The following is an 18868-nucleotide window of genomic DNA, read 5'->3' on the forward strand; positions in this document are numbered from 1 at the left end:
AGCGCTCACAATTCGATGGATGCATAGATCGGTTCTATGCCCGACCCCCGTCCCGTTCTATGCCGCCACCATATGCTGGATTGTCAGGCGGTGGGCGGAGCGGATTTGCGCAGCACGTCGAGGAAGGCGCGCATCCATTGCGGATGGTCGGGCCAGGCGCGCCCGGTGATCAGATTGCCGTCGACATGGTCCGGGCTGTCGACCCATTGCCCTCCGGCCGCCACCACATCGGGTTCGAGCGCCGGATAACTGCTCGAGGAGCGGTCCCGCAGCACGCCCGCGGCCGCCAGGATCAGCGGTCCGTGACACAGCGCCGCGATCGGCTTATCCGTTTCCGCGAAGTGCTGGACGATGCGCCGGCAGTCCTGGTCCCCGCGCAGATACTCCGGCGCCCGCCCGCCCGGAATCACCAGCGCCGCATACCGGCTCGGATCAATCTCCGCGAACGCCAGATCAGCGGGCCAGGTCCGCCCCAGCTTCTCGGTATAGGTGTCGAACCCCTCGGTGAAGTCGTGGACCACGAACTGCAACTGTTTCCGAGCCGGAGCCGCGATGTCGACCTCGTACCCCTCTTCCAGCAATCGCTGATAGGGATACATCACCTCGAGGTCCTCGGCGGCATCCCCTGTGATCAAGAGCACCTTCGTCATGGCGCACCTCCCAATGAATGGTATCGAGACCGCTCATCACCCACCCCCTTTTCGAAACACCTGATCGCATGATCCGGTGCCTTATAGCGATCGGACACTGCGGTCACGCGGGCTGGATGTCGGGGAGCTTCCAGGACTTGTCGAACAGCGGTTGCCGGCGGCCGTAGAAGCGGAACATGACCTCGAATTCCCGGCCTGATCTGGTGGGAACCCAGCTGGACTTCGTGCCGTCGGGGGCGCTGGGTCCGAAGTGGACATCGACCGAGCCGTCCGGATGGTCGGGCTGTATCGCCTCGACGCCGCTGGAAACCCGCCTCCCACACGGTTTGTCGAATGGCCTGCATGTCAGATTCGCCGATAGTTCGCTATTGATCTCATATCTGATCGATAGGAAACCATAATGTGGCGATTGCGGGTATTGAATCCGAGGTGGTGTATGGGATCTGAACGGTCGTTATCGACATGAACCGGAGATGCCTGGGAAATCCGCTAATGATTAGCTACCGTGCGGGAACGGCCTTTTCAGGTTCCCATACCGACAGGAGCGGCAGCCATGCCCGACGGTGTTCCCGGATTCCCGATGTCGCGACGCGGATTGTTGGGTGCCGCGGCCGGATTGGCGGCCACGGCCGCGCTGGCGGCGTGCAGTAGCTCGAAGAATTCGTCCACGTCGTCCACTACCACCACTACCCCCGCAGCCGCGGGTGGTAGTGATCCGAAGTCGATCGCGACCGACGCCTACATCTTCGGCTACCCGCTGGTCCTCATGGACGCCACCCGCGCCACCGCCGCGCCGACCAACACCCTGCTGCGGTTCGACACGACACCCAGCCCCGACGACAAGACCGTCGTCACCCCCAATGTCGACACCCTCTACAGCCAGGCGTGGCTGGACCTGCGCGCCGAGCCGATGGTGTTGCAGATTCCGGTCATGCCCGACCGCTACTGGCTGGCCCAGATGATGGACGCCTGGACCAATACCGTCCACAACCCCTCGAGCGTGCACCCGCAGGTGTCCGGCGGCGGTCAGTCCGGCCCGTTCACGTACGCCGTCACCGGCCCCGGTTGGAACGGGCAGCTTCCCGATGGGCTCAATCGCCTGGACATGCCCACCGCCACGACGTGGATCATCATCCGTTTCGCTCTCAACAGCCCGGACGACCACGACGCGGTCGTCGCTCTGCAGAACCAGATCAAGCTCATGCCGCTGAGCGCCTGGACCGCCAACCCGGACACGCCCACGCTCAATGGTGCACCGGGCGGCATGTCCGACAGCCCGGCCAAGCAGGTCCAGAACATGGACGGTGCAGCCTTTTTCGCCAAGCTCAATGAACTGATGGCTGCCGACGCTCCCGCACCCGCCGACGCCGACGCGCTCGCCCGATTCGCCGGCCTGGGCATCAAGCCCGGTGGCTCGGTCACCGGCATCGACGCCGACACTCTGAACGCCGCGGTCCACGACGCCCAGCAGCGGATCCACGACTACAAGAACCCGGGTGCGAAGGAGGTCAACGGCTGGAGCTATGCCACCAACCTCGGCGCCTACGGCACCGATTACCCATTGCGCGCCAACACGGCATTGACCGCCCTCGGCGCGAATCTGCCTGCCGACGCGATCTATCCGATGATGGGCAATGTTCCCGCCGACTCCGGCGGCACCCCGCGCACCTACCGATGCCACTTTCCGGCAGGCCAGCTGCCGCCCGCGGACGCCTTCTGGTCGCTGACCGCCTACACCGCCGACCACTTCCTGGTGCCCAACCCGGACAACATCTACTCCGTCGGCCACCAGCCCGCCGTCACCCCCAACCCTGATGGTTCGGTGGATCTCGTCCTGCAGGCCGCCAAGCCCGGACCCGAAGTCCCCCAGGGCAACTGGCTGCCGATCCCATCCTCCGGGACGTTCAATCTCGCCATGCGCCTCTACGCACCGCGCGACGACGCCGCCCATGGAAGCTGGCAGCCGCCCGCGCTCACCCCGAACAGCTGAACCGCGGGTCTACCGGCATGCGCGCAGACCAGGAGTCTCGCCCATGCCGGCCGATGCGCGAGACCCGTTGCGATGGTGAGGAGTTCAGCCGACTACCGACGCACGGCGATCAGGCGGGACCGGGCGCAGGTGACGGACGACGGCCAGGTCGGTGGGCTGAGCGTGGCGGGTGTCGTGGCGGTCGAAGACCGCGGCCAATTCCGGTGACCAGCGCGCGAATTCGGCTCGGATGGGCCCCTCGGTCTCCAGTTGGCACACCACGCCCAGCGCGGTCAGGAAGCAGCGCGCGAAGGGGGTGAAATAGGCGGGCATGTCCAGTTGCCGGTGGACATTGGACAACCGCGGCGCCAGTACCGAGCGGACGTGCCCGCGCAGCCAGGCGGTGGTGAGCCGGAAGGTGGGCACGGTGAGCGGTTCGCCGACCGCGTCGAGCCCCTCGGCCAAGGCGGCCACGTCGTAGTTGCGTCCGGGCCGCACGAAGCCGTGCCGCCGCACCGCCGCGTCCAATTCGGGTATGCCGCCGTTGAACGCGGCCTCCATCACCTCGCCCACCAGCGCCTCGAAACCCGGGGGCGGCCAGGGCGTGCAGGCCCCGAAATCCACCACGCCCAGCCGCCCGTCGGGCAGCACCCGGAAATTGCCCGGGTGCGGGTCGCAGTACAGCAGGCCGGTGCGCGACCAGGTCGACAGCAGGAATCGGATGATGAGCATCCCGACCCGGCCGCGCTCCCCGGGCGAACCGGATTCGATGATCCGCGAAACCGGTGTGCCGGTGAGCCATTCGGTCACGATCACATCGCCCCGCTGCGTGATCACATCGGGCACCACGAAATCCGGATCGCCGGCGTACGCCTCGGCGAAGCGCCGCTGATGGTCGGCCTCGGCCGCGTAGTCGAGTTCGTCGGCCACACAGGTGCAGATGGCCTCGGTCACCGCGGGCACGTCCGCGCCGGGCGCGAACACCGTGGCCAGCACCGAGAGTCGGCGCAGCTGTTCCAGATCGGCGAGCACCGCCAGGTGCGCGCCCGGATACATGACCTTGACCGCCACCGGCCGCCCGTCGCGCCACACCGCGCGATGCACCTGTCCGATGGAGGCCGCCGCGGCCCGCCGATCGTCGAATTCGGTGAAGTGCCAGCGCCAGTTCTCGCCCATGCCCGCGGCCATCGCCTCGTGCACGGTCCCGGGCAGCATGGTGGGCACCGCATCCTGCAGCTGGGCAAGCGCGGTCCGGTACGGCGACGCGATCTCCGAGGGCAGCGCGAGTTCATAGAGCGAGAGCAACTGCCCGAGTTTGGTGGCGCAGCCTTTCAATTCGCCGAGTACCTCGAAAATGTGCTGGGCGGTGCGCATCCGGATCTCGAAGTCCACCTCGGCCGCGGATCGGCCGAGGGCCCGCTTGCCGACCCCGGCGGCCTGCCGGCCCGCGAATGCGACCGGAAGACTGGCGATTCGCGCATTGCGGACCGCGCCGCGAACCGGCGGCCTGCCCCCGTCGTCCCCCGACCGTTCCCCGATACGCCGAATCGACATTGCTCACCTCGTCGTGTGCGCGGCACCGCGCCGGCGTCCGGTGTGGCTCTCACCAGGTCCGATGAGTGGCCCGTCACGGCGCATGCACGTGCAGTTTGGCACACGAAAGTCTAAACTGTCTGGGACGTATCCGAAAGTTATCGAAGGGTGACAGGATGGGTGCCCAGACGGTCGTGTCCGATGTCGCGGACGAGCTCGCTCGCCGCGTCGCGACCGGTGAGTACGCGCCCGGTGATCTGATGCCGTCGGTCCGCCAGGTCGCCGAGGAATTCGATATGAACCGGGCCACAGCGCAATTGGTGCTGGGCCGCCTGGAGTCCTACGGCTTCGTGGACGCGCATCGCGGCCGCGGTTTCACCGTCCGGGATGTGCGCCGCGCGGGCGGGTTGGATGTGTACCGGCGGCTGTTCCGGCTGTCCATGCACGCACCCGAGGTGGCCGCGGAGATGTTCGGCAATATCGTGGCGGCCGAGCGCGCCATCGTGCTGGAGGCACTGCTCGACTACACCGCAGCCGAGCGCGGCATCGAGCCCGCGGTGCTGACCGCCGCGGTCGACCAACTCGAAACCCAGGCCAGCAGCGCCGAACCCGATCGCACCCGGATGCTCGAGCTCGAGGTCGGCCTGGTGCGCCTGGTGCTCACCGATCTGGGCCACGCCATGCAGCGTGCGGTGCTCAATTCGGTGGGGGAGATGCTGTTCGAGGTGCCGGAGGCGGTGGAGGCGTACTTCGCGGCCTCCGCCGATCTGCACGTCCTGGTGTGGCGGGCGCTGCTCGCGGTGTGGGAATCCACGGCCGGTCCATCCCAGGCACAGCTGGGCGCTGTTCGAGGATCTGTTCGCCATGTACCACGAGAAGGTGCTGGCCAGATTCGACGAACTGCTGGGTATGGGCCTGGATTCCGCGGTGCACCGGCAGAGCGCGTCCGCCTGATCAGACGGCGGTCGCCATGGCCGCCGCCACGAGCGCGCCGATGATGGCCAGCGCTAGCACCGCCAGGATCACCCGGTTGCCTTTGGTGGGTGGCTCGGCGGGTGGATGGACGGTCATGGATCTGTCTCCTCATCGATATGGGTGGTGGACGCCATCGTATTCCGGGGGCTCCCAATATATTTGGAGTCCCCGACGTTGGGGCATTATCGCAGCCGCTTCCCTGGCCACGCCGAGGAAACCAGGGTGGTCGATGAGGAAACGCGCCACCCGCTCGACCTCGGGTCCGCCCGTCACCCATGGGGGCCCGGCTGGTGCGGGGGAAGGCGCGGGTGAGCCGGTAGGCCAGCCAGAATTCGGCGCGCAGCGGCAGGAGGGCGCGGTTGCCTCGATCGCGCCGACGATCCGGCCCGGTCGGGGAGTGCCGGCGGACTGCGCCGACTACGTCGCCGAAGCTGAACGATGTCGGCGCTCGGCACTGGCCGCACGGCGAAACCACCGCCGGTGAGAACCGCTGTGGCCCAGGCGCGCAGCACCAGTGTGTCAAGACCCGCGCGGCGATCGCTCCCACTACGGCGACGATGATAAACATGATGGTGGCGAGTGGGATGGCCCCACTTCCTCGGGATTGTCCCAGACAGAATGGGGATCGGATCTGGTCCCGGCTAGTCGACTCTATTCGCGGGACTGCGCGGTCCTACATAACTGGGTACATTGTCTCAGACGGAAATTCGAGGAGGAGGACGACCGTATGACCGAGGCGCTGCCCGACCGGCCGACCGTGACCAGCCCGCCCCTGCTCGCCCGCCGTTGGACCATCGACGACATCCCCGACCAGACCGGCCGGACCGCCGTGGTCACCGGCGCCAACAGCGGGCTCGGTCTGCGCACCGCGGAAGCCCTGGCCGCCAAGGGTGCGCACGTCCTGCTCGCCTGCCGCAATGAGCTCAAGGCCGCGGCCGCGCTGGAGCAGGTGGGTGCCGCGGCCACCGGCCCCAAACCCGAAGTGCTGCCGCTGGATCTGGCCGACCTGACCTCCCTCCGCCGTGCCGCCGACCACCTCGATGTGCGCGGCACGCCCATCGACATCCTGGTCAACAATGCGGGCGTAATGGCCCTGCCGCGACATCAGCGCACCGCCGACGGCTTCGACGCGCAGTTCGGCACCAATCACCTGGGCCACTACGCATTGACCGGACTACTGCTGCCCCAATTGCTGCGCGCACCCGAAGCCCGCGTGGTGACCGTGTCGTCCATCGCCGCCTGGGGCGGCCTGATCAACTGGCTGGATCCGAATTGGCGGGTGGTGTACAGCCGTTGGCTGGCCTACGGCCAATCCAAACTCGCCAATCTTCTGTTCACCGCCGAATTGCAGCGGCGGGCCCGGGCCGCCGGGTCGACGCTGACCGCGGTAGCCGCGCACCCGGGTCTGTCGGCGACGAATCTCTACGATTCCGGCTCGGAAAAAGGCGTGGCGGCGGCCTTCGCGGCCGTCCAGCAGCGAATGCTGTTCTCGCTGGCGCAATCCGACGCCAAGGGCGCGCTGCCGCAACTGTATGCCGCGACCATGCCCGGCCTGGCCGGCAACTCCTACTGCGGCCCGGCCTTCGGGACCTTCGGATATCCCCGCCGTACCCTGCGAAATCCCCTTGCCTACAGCCGATTCCAGGCCCGTAAGCTTTGGGAGCTCAGTGCGGAGCTGACCGGCGTCGACTACCGGTGGGCCTGACCGGCGGCCGGAGCTAGGACGGGTAGACCGCGATCTCGATGAGATTCCCGTCGAGATCGCGGCAGTAGTGCGAGACCATCTCGCCCAGCGCGCCGATCTTGACCACCGGGCCGTTGACGATCTCGACCCCGCACGCGGTCAGGTGCTCCGCGACCGCCTCGGGCGCGGCCGTGGTCACGAAGCAGAGGTCCTGTGCCCCAGCGGCTTCGGTGGCCCCGGTGGTCCAGTTCGGGTCGGTGTCCAGCGCGCCGACCGGCCGGAGATTGATCTTCTGATTCCCGAAGGTGAGCGCGAGCCGCCCGGCGGGGCCGAACCGCTCCACGCTCATGCCCAGCACGCGGGCATACCAGTCGGCTGTCGCCACCGGGTCGAGACAGTTGATGACCACATGATCGAAACGGTCCACGGTGAATGCCATGTCCGCATTCTCCGTGCGTCCCGCAGCAAGATCAACGGCGGCGCAATAGCATTCCGCGAATGTAGGCCGCCTGGCCGGAATGCTGAATATCGTCGTCGACCACGCTGATCAGGCGGACTCCCAGGGTGACCGGCGGATCCCAGCGGGTGTCCACGATGCGGGGGAGATCGGCGTCGGTCAGCGTGGACACGTACCCGATGGTCTGATCGTGCACCGCGTCGAAGTAGCCGAGCAGCAAGTCGGCGGAAACGCCGTCCAGCCGCGCCACTTCGGCGGAACTGTGCGCGTATCCGGTGGCGGAATCGTCGAAGGGCAGGTCGAATCGCTTCGCCCAGCCCTGCGCCGTCCACACCTGTTCGAGGCCCGCGACATCCGCGATGTGATCGTCCTGCACGCGGGTCAGATGCCAGATCAGCCAGGCGATGGAATTGGCATCCCCGTCCGGCCGCGTGGCCAGTTCCGCCGGGGTGAGCCCGTCCACCGCGCCGTGCACGTTCTCCTTGATCCGCCCGAATGCGTCCACCAGCAAGTCAGCGCTCGTCATGCCCTCATCCAATCACCACGGGCCGGAGGTTATTCCGAGGCGCGCGCCCAATCCGGAACCCAGGTGCCGGGACGGTCCACATCCGCGCCGGCCAGATGGCCGTGCAGCGCGGCCAGCGTGGGATGGGGGTCCGCGGCGCGCTGGAGCAGGGAGTGCGGGTAGACGGGCGTGGGGTCACGCAGCGGCACCCGCCGCAGACCGTGGGTGTCGGGCCAGAGGAAGCGGGTGTCCTCGCCGACCAGCGTCGCGACCTCCGGGGAATCGGCGACCGCGTCCAGCAGCGGCTCCAGGCCGAAATTCGGGCCGACCGAATCGATGGTGAGATCGAAGGCCGCCGCGAGTGACGCGTAATAGGCGGACCATTCGGTACCGCTCACCAGGCTCGGCATCCAGATGCGATGGCCGGCCAGATCTTCCGGCGACAATGTCCGCGCCTTGGCCAGCCGGTGGGCCGGGCCGACGAGCAGCTCCAGCGGCTCGTCGAAGATCGGCGTCGCTTGCAGGCCCTCGGGCAGTGGGTGCCCCGGCGCGGGCACACAGCGGAACGCGGCGTCGACCGAGCCCTCCAGCAGCGCCTCCATGGCCGCGCCCGCGTGCGGGAGCCGCACCACGTCCAGTTCGAAATCGGGATGGGCGCGGTGGAAGTCGCGCAGCAGCCCGGCCGGGGCGAGCTGGCGACCCACCACATCCACGCGCAGCGCCCGGCGGCCCGGGCTCACCGAGGCCAGGGCGCGTTCGGTGGTGTGGAGCAGGGTGCGGGCATGGGGGAGGAAGGCCTGCCCGTCGAGGGTCAGGCGGGCGCCGCGCGCCGTGCGGGTGAACAACCGGACGCCGAGCGTCTTCTCCAGGGCCGCAATGCGTTTCGAGACCGCCTGCTGGCTGATCGACAGATCCGTGGCGGCGTCCTGGAAACGTTCCGTGTCCGCCACCGCGACGAAGGTGCGCACGGCCTCGAGATCCATGCGACGAGAGTATGCGCACAACGTCCGGTTGTGGCTCGCGGGCGGTTCGGTTGTTTGATCCCGAGGTCGCGGGTCTGCTTCGATCTTGCCGGACAACGACGGCGGGACAGCACGAGGCGGGCGGTATGGCGGGCAGGCGGTCACTGGGACGCGGATTCGGCTGGTTGTGGACGGCTTTCGCGGTGAGCACGGCGGGATCGTGGCTGGCCTTCGACGCCTTCCCGTTGATCGCGGTGCTGGTCCTGCACGCCGGGCCCGGGCAGGTGTCGCTGCTGGCGGCAGCCGGACTGGCGGTGGGCGCGGTGGTGGCGATCCCGCTGGGACCGTGGATGGAATTCCGGCGCAAGCGGCCGGTCATGATCGCCACCGATCTGGCGCGCTTCGCGGTGGTGCTGAGCGTGCCGCTGGCCTTCGCGGCGGGCGTGCTGAGTTTCGCGCAGCTGGTGGTGGTTTCGGTGATCGTCGCGGCCTCGGACATCGCATTTCGGGCGGCGTCGGGGGCATACCTGAAAACCCTGCTGCCCAAGGAAGACCTGCTCCTGGCGAACGGGCGATTCGAATCGACCATGTGGACGGCGTCCGTGCTGGGCCCGCCGCTCGGGGGCGCGGCGATCGGGATCTTCGGACCGGTGGTCACCGTGGCGGCCAATGCCGTCAGCTTCCTGTTGTCCGCCTTGGGAATTCGGGCCATCGGCGGGGGTGAGCCGCAGCCCGCGCCGAGCGGGAGCGGGGGCTTCCGGATGGGCGAGCTGGTCGAGGGCTGGCGCTACATCCTGACCCACCGCGCGCTGCGACCGCTGTTCGTCAACACGATCCTGGTCAACGGCCTGATCCTGGCGACCCAACCGTTGCTGGCCGTCATCATGCTGCGCGATCTCGGCTTCGCGCCCTGGCAGTACGGGCTCGCGTTCGGCATTCCCTGCCTCGGCGGCCTGATCGGCTCGCGGGCGGCGACACCGCTGGTCGGCCGGTTCGGTCAGCGCCGGGTGCTCGTCGCCACCGGGATGCTGCGCGCCTGCTGGGTGCCCGCCCTCGCCTGCATCGGCCCCGGCCTCGCCGGCCTGCTGGTGGTGATCGTGGTGGAATTCGGCCTCATCACCTGCTGCGGAGTCTTCAACCCGGTCTACGCGACCTTCCGCCTCGAACGCGCCACACCCGACCGCACCACCCGCATGCTCTCCGCCTGGTCCATCACCAGCAACATGAATACCGCGGCCATGACGGCCCTCTGGGGCCTCCTCGCCGCCGTCACCGGCCCCCGCACCGCTATCGCGCTCGCCGGACTGCTCATGCTCGCCACGATTCCGCTGTTGCGCCCCAACAGTTTTCCCGACCTCCCCGCCGCGGAACCCGTAGCCGCCGCTACAAGCTGAAGGCGATCGCGCGCAGCACGAGCACCGCGATGAACACCACGGTGAAGGCGAGGTCGATCGAGACGCCGCCGAGCCGGACCGGTTTCAGGACCCTGCGCACCGGCGCGATCACCGGCTCGGTGAGGCGATGAACGACATCCCGAGCCTTCCGCAGCGCCGGCGGGGTGTCGCCGAGCACGCCGATCCAGTCGATGATGAGGCGGGCCAGCAGCAGCAGCATGAACAGCGTCAGGGCGAGCCCGAGCAGGGAACCGAGGAATGACATGGCGAACTCCTTCATAGTGGCCGCCCTCAGGGTGATCAACGCCGCGACGCCGTCGAAAGTGCCCTCATCGTCGACCACGCTCGGCAGGTTCGGCGGCGGGCTCGCCGCAGCCGTGCGAGAATCTGGGCTGCAGCTCACCCGAGATCGCACAAGGAGTCGCCGTGAGCAAGAAGTATCTGGTCGGCCTGCCCCTGGCCGTCGCCGCCATGTCACCGGCCCTGGTGGCTGTCGATGCCGCGACCGCCCAGGCCGCCGTTCCGACCTACACCTGTACCGCGCAGACGTGGGCGGGGGAGCAGTTGCCCGCCGTGACGGTGGAGGCCAAACACGGGAAGCATCAGGCGCAGGGCGTCGCGCAGACCATGTGGGGCGGGGTCGCCAAGTTCGCGACCATCGATTGCAAGATCGGCAACTGATACCGCGAGATCGGTAACCGAATCCGGGCCGCGCTCAGATGGCGCGGCGATGGTTCAGATAGGCGAAGGAGGCGAGGCCCAGCGGGATCTGGCACCAGAAGGTGAGGAGCCGGAATCCCAGGGCCGCGCCGACCGCCACCCCGCCGGTCAGGCCCGCGACCGCGGTGAGGCCGGCCGCGATGGTGATCTCCTTGGTGGCCACCCCGTTCGGGGAGGGCAGTAGCGGGGCCAGGGCCACGGTCACCAGTTCCACCACGAACGTGTCGGGCAGGCTGAGGTTCGCGCCGACCGCGTGCAGCACCGCCCACAGCGCCACCACCATGAGCAGCGGCTGGATCAGCGCACAGATCCAGAGGGCCGCCGCGCGGCGCGGACGGACCGCGGTGGCTGCCACCGATTTCCAGGCCAGTTCGGCATCCGAGCGCGCGTGCCGCATGCGGGCGGGCAGCCGCCGCCAGCCGCCGTGCGCCTGCACCCGGCGGTTCATCGCCCGCGCGGCCACCGCCACGACGATGCCTCCCGCGAGCACGGCGATGATCATGATCGCGGCTGTGTGCCAGAGATTTCCGCCGATCAGGTGGTGCCACCACGCCGAAGCACGGGGACCCAGGTCGTGCCACGGGGGTTGCGCGCCATTGCGGCTCATCAGGCCCGGCGCGGCCAGCGCCGCGATCACCACCAGCGGAACCCGCACCACCAGCGCGGCGAATCCCATCAGCGCGATGGACGCCACCGCGCCGGTATGACTGAGTCCGGTGCGGCGCAGAAACCGCATCCGCAGCAGCAGTGAGGCCGCGGGCACCAAGCCGATGGCGGGTACCGCGAGCTGGAGGGCGAACAGCTGCCGGGTGGAGGTGTCGGCCGGTATCGAACCACGCAGCATGAAAACCGAGGTGGGCCAAAGGGCGAGGGTGGCGAGCGCGGCCAGCAGCAGCCAGCGCGGGTCGGCTCCGGCGAGGGCGTGGACTCCGGTCAGGACCGCATCCCGCTGCCAGAATGCCGCGGCCATCACCAGCACGGTGAAGACGATGGTGAGTAGTGCCTTTCTCGCAGATGCGGGAACGGCCGCCATCTGCCCTCCTAGGTATCGCAGATATCTGTTTTCGCCGGTGAATCGCATTTGCGCAGCTCAACATCAACGCGGTCGGTGACGCATGGACTCGCGTCGCCCGATCGGTCCGTGGCGTGTTGCCGGGAACCCGCCTCCTGATCACGGCGCTGCCGGACCGGCGCTTCCTATCGGGCTGGTCGTTCTGCTGGCGTGGGGTGTAGCCGGCACCTGGCGGGCGAGGACTACCTGGTCCGGACCGCAGTCGCGGACCCATCGGTGATTCGAACCGAAGGCAATGGATTGCCGCGTTCATTGAACACGATCTGAAGATCGAAAACGAGTGCGGTGTTGCAGACGGAGAAAATCTTTACAGCCCATCGGTATCGATCACCCGGATTCCGCCAATCGACAGAACGGTCGTCTTCCAAGAGCGCCAGGGCGATTCACCGCGGATCCGGGTAGGCTCCTGGCAATGGGGAGTGCCGAGATCAAGTCGTAGGGCAGGGACACGACGTGGCGAATTCCATGACCGCGAGCGCAGTGCTTGCCGAACTCGAACCGGTGGCGGAAGCGAATCTGAACCGGCACCTCTCGGTGGCCAAGGAGTGGCATCCGCACGACTACGTGCCCTGGGACGAGGGCCGCAACTTCGCCGCCCTGGGCGGAATCGACTGGGAACCCGGGCAGTCCCGGCTCAGTCCGGCGGCGCGGGCCGCCATGATCACCAATCTGCTCACCGAGGACAATCTGCCCTCCTACCATCGGCTGATCTCCGACTCGTTCACCCGTGAGCGTGCCTGGGGCACCTGGGTGGACCGCTGGACCGCCGAGGAGAACCGGCACGGGATCGCCATCCGCGACTACCTGGTGGTCACCCGCGCGGTCGATCCGGTGGCGCTCGAGCATGCCCGCATGATCTGCGTCGGGACCGGCGTCGACGACCCCACCGGAACCGGTGACCATGCCGTTCTGCAGGGCGTCGCCTACGTGACGTTCCAGGAGCTGGCCACCCGTGTCTCGCACCGCAATACGGGCAAGGCCTGCCACGATCCGGTGGCCGACCGGCTGCTCGCCCGTATCGCCACCGACGAGAACCTGCACATGGTCTTCTACCGCAATATCTGCGGCGCGGCCCTGGACCTGGTCCCCGACGACGCCCTCGCGGCGATCACCGCGGTCATCGAGAACTTCCGCATGCCCGGTGCCGGCATGCCCGACTTCCGCCGCAACAGCGTCCTCATCGCCAAGCACGGCATCTACGATCTGCGCCAGCATCTCGACGAGGTGATCCTCCCGGTGCTGCGCAAATGGAATATCTTCGAGCGCGCCGACTTCACCGCGCGCGGCGAGCAAGTCCGGGACAGCCTGGCCACGTACCTGGACAAACTCGGCAAGGACGTGGTCCGGTTCGAAGAGCAGCGCGACCGTGCGCTCGCCCGCGATGCCGCCCGCCGGGCCGCCGCGACCACCTGAACCCACCCGCATGTGAACAGCCACCGCGCTGTCCACAGCCCCCTCCTTTCCGCCGAGCCCTCCCGTCCCGCCACCGCTAGGGTGTGGTCCACACGAAGGGGGAGGCATGACAGACATGCTGCGCGCCGACATCACGGCGCTTCGAATCATGGCGGCGGGCATCCACTCCGAAGCCGGGACCATCTCGGCCATAGACCCGGTCGACCTGATCGCCAAAGTCGTTCGGGCCATGCCGAATTCCGCGATCAGCGCCGCCGCTGTCACCGTCGGCGACCCGCTCCTGGCCGTCCTTCGCGGGCTGGCCGCCCACCTCCACACCTTCGCCGACACCACCGCCCGCACCGCAACCACCTATGAGGCCACCGAACTAGCCCTCGAAACCCAGCTGGACGGCTACCTGCACGGCGCTTCCTGACCGGCCCGCCGGTCCGGCAGCCGCGCGAACAACGAACTCGCCTCCTGCTGAACGGTGTTCGCCATTGGCGCCTACCGGTGCGGCGTTCCGCGCCGAGGGTGACCAGTGGCGCGTTGGACGGAGTTGGGCGCCTGGGGCGCGGGTCGCTTGCGCCCGGCGGCAGTGCGGATTTCGCGAATCGGAAGGGATTGCGTGGGGAGGCGCGATGGTACGAGCGGGGTTTTCGCAAGTGCGAGGGTGGGAGCCGGGCGCTGCGATCCGCGCCAGTTCTGGTGTGGCGGTGGCTGATTCGGCGTTCTCCGGGGCCATGACACGGGTGGGGCGCCTGGCCGATGTCACGGTCGCCGGGTGGCAGGGCGCGGCGGGGACGGCGGCCGCGCTGCGGGCATGGGAGTCCCAGCTGGCGGCGAACCATGTCGGTGCGGCACTGCTCGACATCGCCGACGCATTCGCTGAGGCGGGCGCGCTCGAGCGAGTGTGCGCGCTGGTCGGGCAGCTCGCCGACGAGGCCCGGGACACCGGCTGCCGGATCGCGGAGGACGGCACGGTCCGCGGGCCGCGCTCCGATACCGGGAACTCGGCGCTGGACTTGATCTTCCAGGCGGGTTTCGACGCGAAGGCGAAGCAGGTGCAGGCCCGGCTGGTGCCCCTGCTGGATCTCGCGGGGGAGATCGACGAGCGGGTCGGGGCCCGCCTCGGCGCGGTGGCGGAGGCGCTGGCGGGGTTGGCCGTGGATCCGACGGGTGGCGGGCCGAGTACTCGGGTCGCGGGGATTCTCGACGGGACCGCGAGTCTTCCGGAAGATCCCACAGTGCTCTGCGCGCTGTGGAAGTCGCTGACACCCGCGGATCAGGACGCGCTGTTCGCGGCCGATCCGTTGCTCGGGGACCGCGATGGGGTGCCGGCATTGGCTCGCGACCACTACAACCGGATCGCCTTACAGAGGTTGCGGGCCGAGGCCGCGGCGGAGGATCGGCGGCTGGCCGACCAGCACCGGGACTGGACGCGGCACGAGAACTTGCCGACCACCAGCGCGGGCTGGATTCGGTTGCGGGAGTGGGAAGCCGCGCGGGCGGAGGCGCGGACGCGCGATGCCGGGTACGCGGCGCTCGCGAATCAGGCCGGGGATCCGGGCTCGGGCCGATTGATGCTGGCGGTGGATCGGAACGGCCACGGCGCGATCGCACTGAACAATCCGGATCTCGCGGTCAATGTCGCGACCTTCGTTCCCGGTACCGGATCGTCGCTGACCGGTATCGGTGTCGGGGTCGACCGCGCGCGTGCGCTGCTCGATGCGGCCGAGCGAGCCGATCCGGCCGCGCGGACGTCGGTCATCGCGTGGTACGGGTACGACGCACCGCCGGATCTGGCCGAGGCGGTGCGTGATCGCCGGGCTCGGGCGGGCGCGCCCGCGCTGGATCGGTTCGAGAGTGGACTGCGGGCCGGCCACCCCGGGCTCGCGGCCCATCAGACGGTCGTCGGGCACAGCTACGGGAGCGTCGTGATCGGAGCGGCGGCCAGCGGAGCGAACTCTCTGGCTGCCGACGATGTGGTGTTCGTGGGAAGTCCTGGGGTAGGTGTTGATGATGTTTCGAAATTGCACTTGACGGGTATTCCTGCGGGCCACAACGGTGCGCATGTCTACGCCACGGCCGACCCCGCTGATCCGGTGCCCAGGTTCGGACAGTTTCTCCATGGGGTCGATCCGGTCGATCGCGAATTTCGCGCAACGGCTTTCACTTCTTCCGGGGCCACTATCGACCTTCCCGTGTTGCGGGCCCTGCCGTTCGATGTCGTGTCACACGGAAACTACTGGGAGCCTGCGAATCCGGGCCTGTGGCATCAGGGTGAAATCATCGCCGGACGCTATGGCCAATGATCCCGAACGGGCGGTTCGTTGCGTCGTGATAGCCGTAACCGCTGGTTGCGGATTAGTTGCGGGAGTGCCCGTACCATGGCTTTGGGCGGCCGACCAAACTGGTTTGAAACGGTCGGGTTCATGCTAGGGTTCCGTCCAGGTTGGAATGGGAAGTCGGAGACAAATGCGCACTGAGAACATCAATAGAAAGTTCAAACTGCACGACGAGCGCAGGATCGCAGCCCAACTTCCAGAGCAACTTCTTGGTTTAGATGTCGTGGGTTTTGGGAAGTTAGAAGAGTTTCCGGGTGAGTTGCTGAACTCCTTCGGGGAATTCGCGAAGGGTTCCGTGCCCCCGCAGTCCCGCATCTATCGCAATGCGCAGCCGAATCTCATCGATGCCTGGGTGCTGGAGCTGTTGCGCGGTGCGCGCATCGGCGACCGCTTCTACCTACGGACCGGGCTGGAGTACTTCCCCTGGGCCGACTGCCGCGTTCTCGACCACCGCTGGCTGGAGTCGCTGCGTCGCGTCATGGGCACCAACCAGGGATACATTGCGCACGACAAGGACTCGGCCGTCATGACGATCGGCACGCAGTACGAGGTGCTCGGCTTCGTCGCCGGCTCCGGTCTGCCGAGCGGAGCCGAGGCCGTGCCGGTCGAGGATGTCCCGACCCGCCGTATCGTCCAGGCCCCCGCCGGATCGCCGGACCAGGTGACCACGGCGCTCAACGGCGACCTGCGGGCCCGCCGCCTGGCCGCGCTGAACTCCGACGCACCCGCCGCCCGCGACCTGGACCCGGCCGCTGCGCTGGCCGCCATGCCGGATCTGCCGGCGACGCCCGCCCAGGACAAGCCGGCCCCCCAGATCGTGGATGTGCTACCGGTTCCCGCGCCGGAGGCGGTCGCCGCCCCCGAGTCCGCGGCGCTCGAGCCGGCCGCGTCCGCGGCGCCCGAGACCGTCGCCCCGAAGGGCGCCGCGCCGGCCGCCGCCCAGCCGATGCCCGTACGCGACGAGGCGCCCACTCAGCTCATCTCTCGCATCGTGGTGCCTACCGAAACCGACTGACTGCTCGCGCGACCCACGGTCCCGATCCGAACTCGCCGGACGACCGTGGGTCCGAACCGAACCGGCCGGGCCCGGCTTACGTTGTTCTGATACGCCGGGCTTCGTTCGCCGAGTTCGAAAGAGCCGATATATGTCGACATTCAATGGGCTGCCCGCCCATGTCCTGCTGGTGCACGTGATTGTCGTGCTGGTCCCGCTGACCGCGGGGTTGCTGATCCTGTGTGCACTGTGGCCCGCGGCCCGCAGCCGGTTGATCTGGCCGACGGCCGTCCTGGTGGTACTGGTGACGGCATTGACGCCGGTGACCGTGGAGGCGGGGGAGTGGTTCCAGCGGCAGCTCGGTAATCCCCCGGTGGTGGACGAGCACGCGCGACTCGGCCATCAGATGCTGTATTTCGTTGCGCCGCTGCTGGTTTCGACCGTGCTGCTGGTCTTCGTGCACCTGCGGCGCGGCCGCGGGAAGCCGCTGGGCCGGGCGGTGCCGGCGCTGATCGCACTGCTGGTGATCGCGAGCGGCGCGGCGGCCGGGTGGCAGACCTACCGGGTCGGGGACTCGGGGGCGCACGCGGTGTGGAACGGCGTGCTCAACCACTGACGGAGACGACTGTCGTGACCCGGCGGCCGGTCTGCGGGGCGGTCGCCGGGCCACGGCAGTGCGGGCACGGTCAGATCTTGCGGATGACCGTGACGACCTTGCCGAGAATCTGGGCGTCATTGCCCGGAATCGGTTCGAACAGGGGGTTGTGCGGCATCAGCCACACCTGGGATCCGGTGCGCTTGAAGGTCTTCACGGTGGCCTCGCCCTCGATCATGGCGGCCACGATGTCCCCGTTGTCGGCCACGTTCTGCTGCCGCACGACCACCCAGTCGCCATCGCAGATGGCGGCGTCGATCATGGACTGACCGACGACCTTCAGCAGGAACAGCGAACCCTCGCCGACCAGTTCGCGCGGCAGCGGGAAGACATCCTCCACCGCCTGCTCGGCCAGGATCGGGCCACCGGCGGCGATCCGGCCCAGCACCGGGACGTAGGTCGGGACGGGGTGCTCGTCGGAGGCATCGGCCTCGGTATTGACCGCGCGTAGCTGCGACACGCCGGCGGTGGCGCGCACCGCCGTCTCGTCCAGGCCCCGGACATCCACGGCGCGTGGGCGATTCGGGTCGCGGCGTAGATAGCCCTTGCGCTCCAGTGCCCGGAGCTGGTGCGCCACCGAGGAAGTCGAGGTGAGGCCGACGGCATCGCCGATCTCGCGGATGCTGGGCGGATAGCCGCGGTCGTGCACCGAGGTGCGGATGACCTCCAGCACCTTGCGCTGGCGCACGGTCAGATCGGCGCCGACACCGGACGATTCGGACAGGGGGCCGCCACCGTCGGGACCAAGGGGTCCGTTCTCACCATCCGCGCCGCCGTGTTCGCTCACCGCCGCCGTCCTCCGTTCACTGCTGTCGCTCACCGGAATTCGTTCCCGGAAGCGGTTCATCGTGCGTCCGGGGAACTCGTGTCTCGACTGTAGTCCGTGTGACGCGTGTGATCAAACATCTGTTCGACGCATGTCGGGGAAATCAGTGACATTGTCGGTGGGCCGTGGTAGAAATTCGAACATCAGTTCTTCGAACACATGATCGAGTCAGTTGTCCAGCATCATTCGGTCCGCCCTACTTTGGAGGTTTCTTCGATGCGCGCCGTGGTCAGCGAAATCGACACTCTGGGAAGCGATCTGGGATTCGACAGCATCCCCTCGGAGCTGCGTTCGGATCGGTTCCGGACCGGGACGCCCGCGGCCGCGGGCCGTCCCACCCTGGACCGTCGCCCCTGCCGCGCGCGGGTCCGGCCCGCCGCCGGCGCAGGTGTTCGACGCGACCATGTCGTCGTGCGACACGCGGCCCGGCGCGCCCGTGGCGCGCATCCGCTGGATCGGGTGCAGCGCGCCCAGGTCGGTCTGGCGGCCCTGGCCATCACCGCCTTGATGAGCGCGCTGGCCGTGGCCGGTCTGATCGGACTGGCCCACTTGCGTTCCGGCGACTTCGATTCGCAGACCACACCGTCCTCGGTTCAGATGGTCCCGGCGCCGGTGCGATAGCGAGCTCGCTGCTGTGGTAGTTGCCCGGTCATAGCCGTTATTCGGGATAGAGCTCGACGGCCATGGGCGTGGCCGAAAATGCAGATTGAAAACTGAAACGTGTTGCTAGCG

20 protein-coding genes are annotated in these 18868 nt (G+C 68.2%); 11 read left to right on the forward strand and 9 right to left on the reverse strand.

Annotation, left to right across the window (positions count from 1 at the left end):
- Positions 1–83: 83 nt before the first annotated feature.
- Together AB0L60_RS37620 and AB0L60_RS37625 are read right to left on the reverse strand one after the other, a co-directional pair.
- Positions 84–650: a DJ-1/PfpI family protein gene (locus tag AB0L60_RS37620; protein WP_364624364.1), complete on the reverse strand. Its 567-nt coding sequence runs from the start codon at positions 648–650 to the stop codon at positions 84–86.
- A 103-nt stretch (positions 651–753) separates the two neighbouring features.
- Positions 754–1074 (reverse strand): DUF1214 domain-containing protein, encoded by a 321-nt coding sequence (locus AB0L60_RS37625; protein ID WP_364624467.1) that lies wholly within the window; start codon positions 1072–1074, stop codon positions 754–756.
- A 129-nt stretch (positions 1075–1203) separates the two neighbouring features.
- Here AB0L60_RS37625 and AB0L60_RS37630 point away from each other — a divergent pair, with 129 nt between their 5' ends.
- Positions 1204–2640, forward strand: a complete 1437-nt coding sequence (locus tag AB0L60_RS37630; protein WP_364624366.1) for a DUF1254 domain-containing protein — start codon at positions 1204–1206, stop codon at positions 2638–2640.
- 84 nt (positions 2641–2724) lie between these two features.
- Here the strand turns inward: AB0L60_RS37630 and AB0L60_RS37635 are convergent, their stop codons facing one another.
- A complete protein-coding gene (locus AB0L60_RS37635; protein ID WP_364624368.1) occupies positions 2725–4173 on the reverse strand; it encodes an AarF/ABC1/UbiB kinase family protein in 1449 nt (482 codons plus the stop codon).
- Positions 4174–4328: 155 nt separating this feature from the next.
- Here AB0L60_RS37635 and AB0L60_RS37640 point away from each other — a divergent pair, with 155 nt between their 5' ends.
- On the forward strand, positions 4329–5150 hold the full coding sequence (locus AB0L60_RS37640) for a GntR family transcriptional regulator (protein WP_364624370.1): 822 nt from the start codon (positions 4329–4331) through the stop codon (positions 5148–5150).
- Positions 5151–5854: 704 nt separating this feature from the next.
- Entirely contained in the window at positions 5855–6832 is a 978-nt protein-coding gene (locus tag AB0L60_RS37645; protein WP_364624373.1) for an oxidoreductase, read from the forward strand.
- A gap of 13 nt (positions 6833–6845) precedes the next feature.
- Here the strand turns inward: AB0L60_RS37645 and AB0L60_RS37650 are convergent, their stop codons facing one another.
- From AB0L60_RS37650 to AB0L60_RS37660, 3 genes are read right to left on the reverse strand one after another with little or no spacing between them, the layout of a single operon-like run.
- Complete coding sequence (locus AB0L60_RS37650) at positions 6846–7250, reverse strand: VOC family protein (protein ID WP_356998299.1); 405 nt, start codon at positions 7248–7250, stop codon at positions 6846–6848.
- Positions 7251–7281: 31 nt separating this feature from the next.
- A complete protein-coding gene (locus tag AB0L60_RS37655; RefSeq protein ID WP_364624376.1) occupies positions 7282–7794 on the reverse strand; it encodes a DUF664 domain-containing protein in 513 nt (170 codons plus the stop codon).
- A gap of 29 nt (positions 7795–7823) precedes the next feature.
- Positions 7824–8756, reverse strand: a complete 933-nt coding sequence (locus AB0L60_RS37660; protein WP_364624378.1) for a LysR family transcriptional regulator — start codon at positions 8754–8756, stop codon at positions 7824–7826.
- Between the two features lie 125 nt (positions 8757–8881).
- On the opposite strand from AB0L60_RS37660, the gene AB0L60_RS37665 reads away from it, so the two are divergent.
- Positions 8882–10129, forward strand: coding sequence for an MFS transporter (locus tag AB0L60_RS37665; protein ID WP_364624380.1), 1248 nt, complete (start codon positions 8882–8884; stop codon positions 10127–10129).
- On the opposite strand, the gene AB0L60_RS37670 is transcribed toward AB0L60_RS37665, so the two are convergent.
- Positions 10119–10472: a YggT family protein gene (locus AB0L60_RS37670; protein WP_364624382.1), complete on the reverse strand. Its 354-nt coding sequence runs from the start codon at positions 10470–10472 to the stop codon at positions 10119–10121. The two genes, AB0L60_RS37665 and AB0L60_RS37670, sit on opposite strands and share 11 nt — an antisense overlap.
- A gap of 83 nt (positions 10473–10555) precedes the next feature.
- Here AB0L60_RS37670 and AB0L60_RS37675 point away from each other — a divergent pair, with 83 nt between their 5' ends.
- Positions 10556–10810, forward strand: a complete 255-nt coding sequence (locus AB0L60_RS37675; RefSeq protein ID WP_364624384.1) for a hypothetical protein — start codon at positions 10556–10558, stop codon at positions 10808–10810.
- Positions 10811–10844: 34 nt separating this feature from the next.
- Here the strand turns inward: AB0L60_RS37675 and AB0L60_RS37680 are convergent, their stop codons facing one another.
- Complete coding sequence (locus AB0L60_RS37680) at positions 10845–11882, reverse strand: lysylphosphatidylglycerol synthase domain-containing protein (RefSeq protein WP_364624386.1); 1038 nt, start codon at positions 11880–11882, stop codon at positions 10845–10847.
- 504 nt (positions 11883–12386) lie between these two features.
- Between AB0L60_RS37680 and AB0L60_RS37685 the strand changes: the two genes are divergently transcribed.
- The 5 genes from AB0L60_RS37685 to AB0L60_RS37705 all read left to right on the forward strand — a co-directional run bounded on the left by AB0L60_RS37685 (position 12387) and on the right by AB0L60_RS37705 (position 17271).
- Complete coding sequence (locus tag AB0L60_RS37685; protein WP_364624388.1) at positions 12387–13334, forward strand: acyl-ACP desaturase; 948 nt, start codon at positions 12387–12389, stop codon at positions 13332–13334.
- Positions 13335–13440: 106 nt separating this feature from the next.
- A complete protein-coding gene (locus AB0L60_RS37690) occupies positions 13441–13749 on the forward strand; it encodes a hypothetical protein (protein WP_364624390.1) in 309 nt (102 codons plus the stop codon).
- 280 nt (positions 13750–14029) lie between these two features.
- Positions 14030–15628: an alpha/beta hydrolase gene (locus tag AB0L60_RS37695; RefSeq protein WP_364624392.1), complete on the forward strand. Its 1599-nt coding sequence runs from the start codon at positions 14030–14032 to the stop codon at positions 15626–15628.
- A gap of 256 nt (positions 15629–15884) precedes the next feature.
- On the forward strand, positions 15885–16676 hold the full coding sequence (locus AB0L60_RS37700) for a hypothetical protein (RefSeq protein ID WP_364624394.1): 792 nt from the start codon (positions 15885–15887) through the stop codon (positions 16674–16676).
- Positions 16677–16806: 130 nt separating this feature from the next.
- Positions 16807–17271 (forward strand): DUF2231 domain-containing protein, encoded by a 465-nt coding sequence (locus AB0L60_RS37705; protein ID WP_364624396.1) that lies wholly within the window; start codon positions 16807–16809, stop codon positions 17269–17271.
- Positions 17272–17341: 70 nt separating this feature from the next.
- On the opposite strand, the gene lexA is transcribed toward AB0L60_RS37705, so the two are convergent.
- Positions 17342–18034, reverse strand: a complete 693-nt coding sequence (gene lexA / locus AB0L60_RS37710; RefSeq protein WP_364624469.1) for a transcriptional repressor LexA — start codon at positions 18032–18034, stop codon at positions 17342–17344.
- A gap of 318 nt (positions 18035–18352) precedes the next feature.
- On the opposite strand from lexA, the gene AB0L60_RS37715 reads away from it, so the two are divergent.
- Complete coding sequence (locus AB0L60_RS37715; RefSeq protein WP_364624398.1) at positions 18353–18757, forward strand: hypothetical protein; 405 nt, start codon at positions 18353–18355, stop codon at positions 18755–18757.
- The last annotated feature ends 111 nt before the right edge of the window (positions 18758–18868 follow it).

The sequence above is a fragment of the Nocardia sp. NPDC051981 genome (genome assembly GCF_040680715.1).
In the GTDB taxonomy this organism is placed as follows: Bacteria; Actinomycetota; Actinomycetes; order Mycobacteriales; family Mycobacteriaceae; genus Nocardia.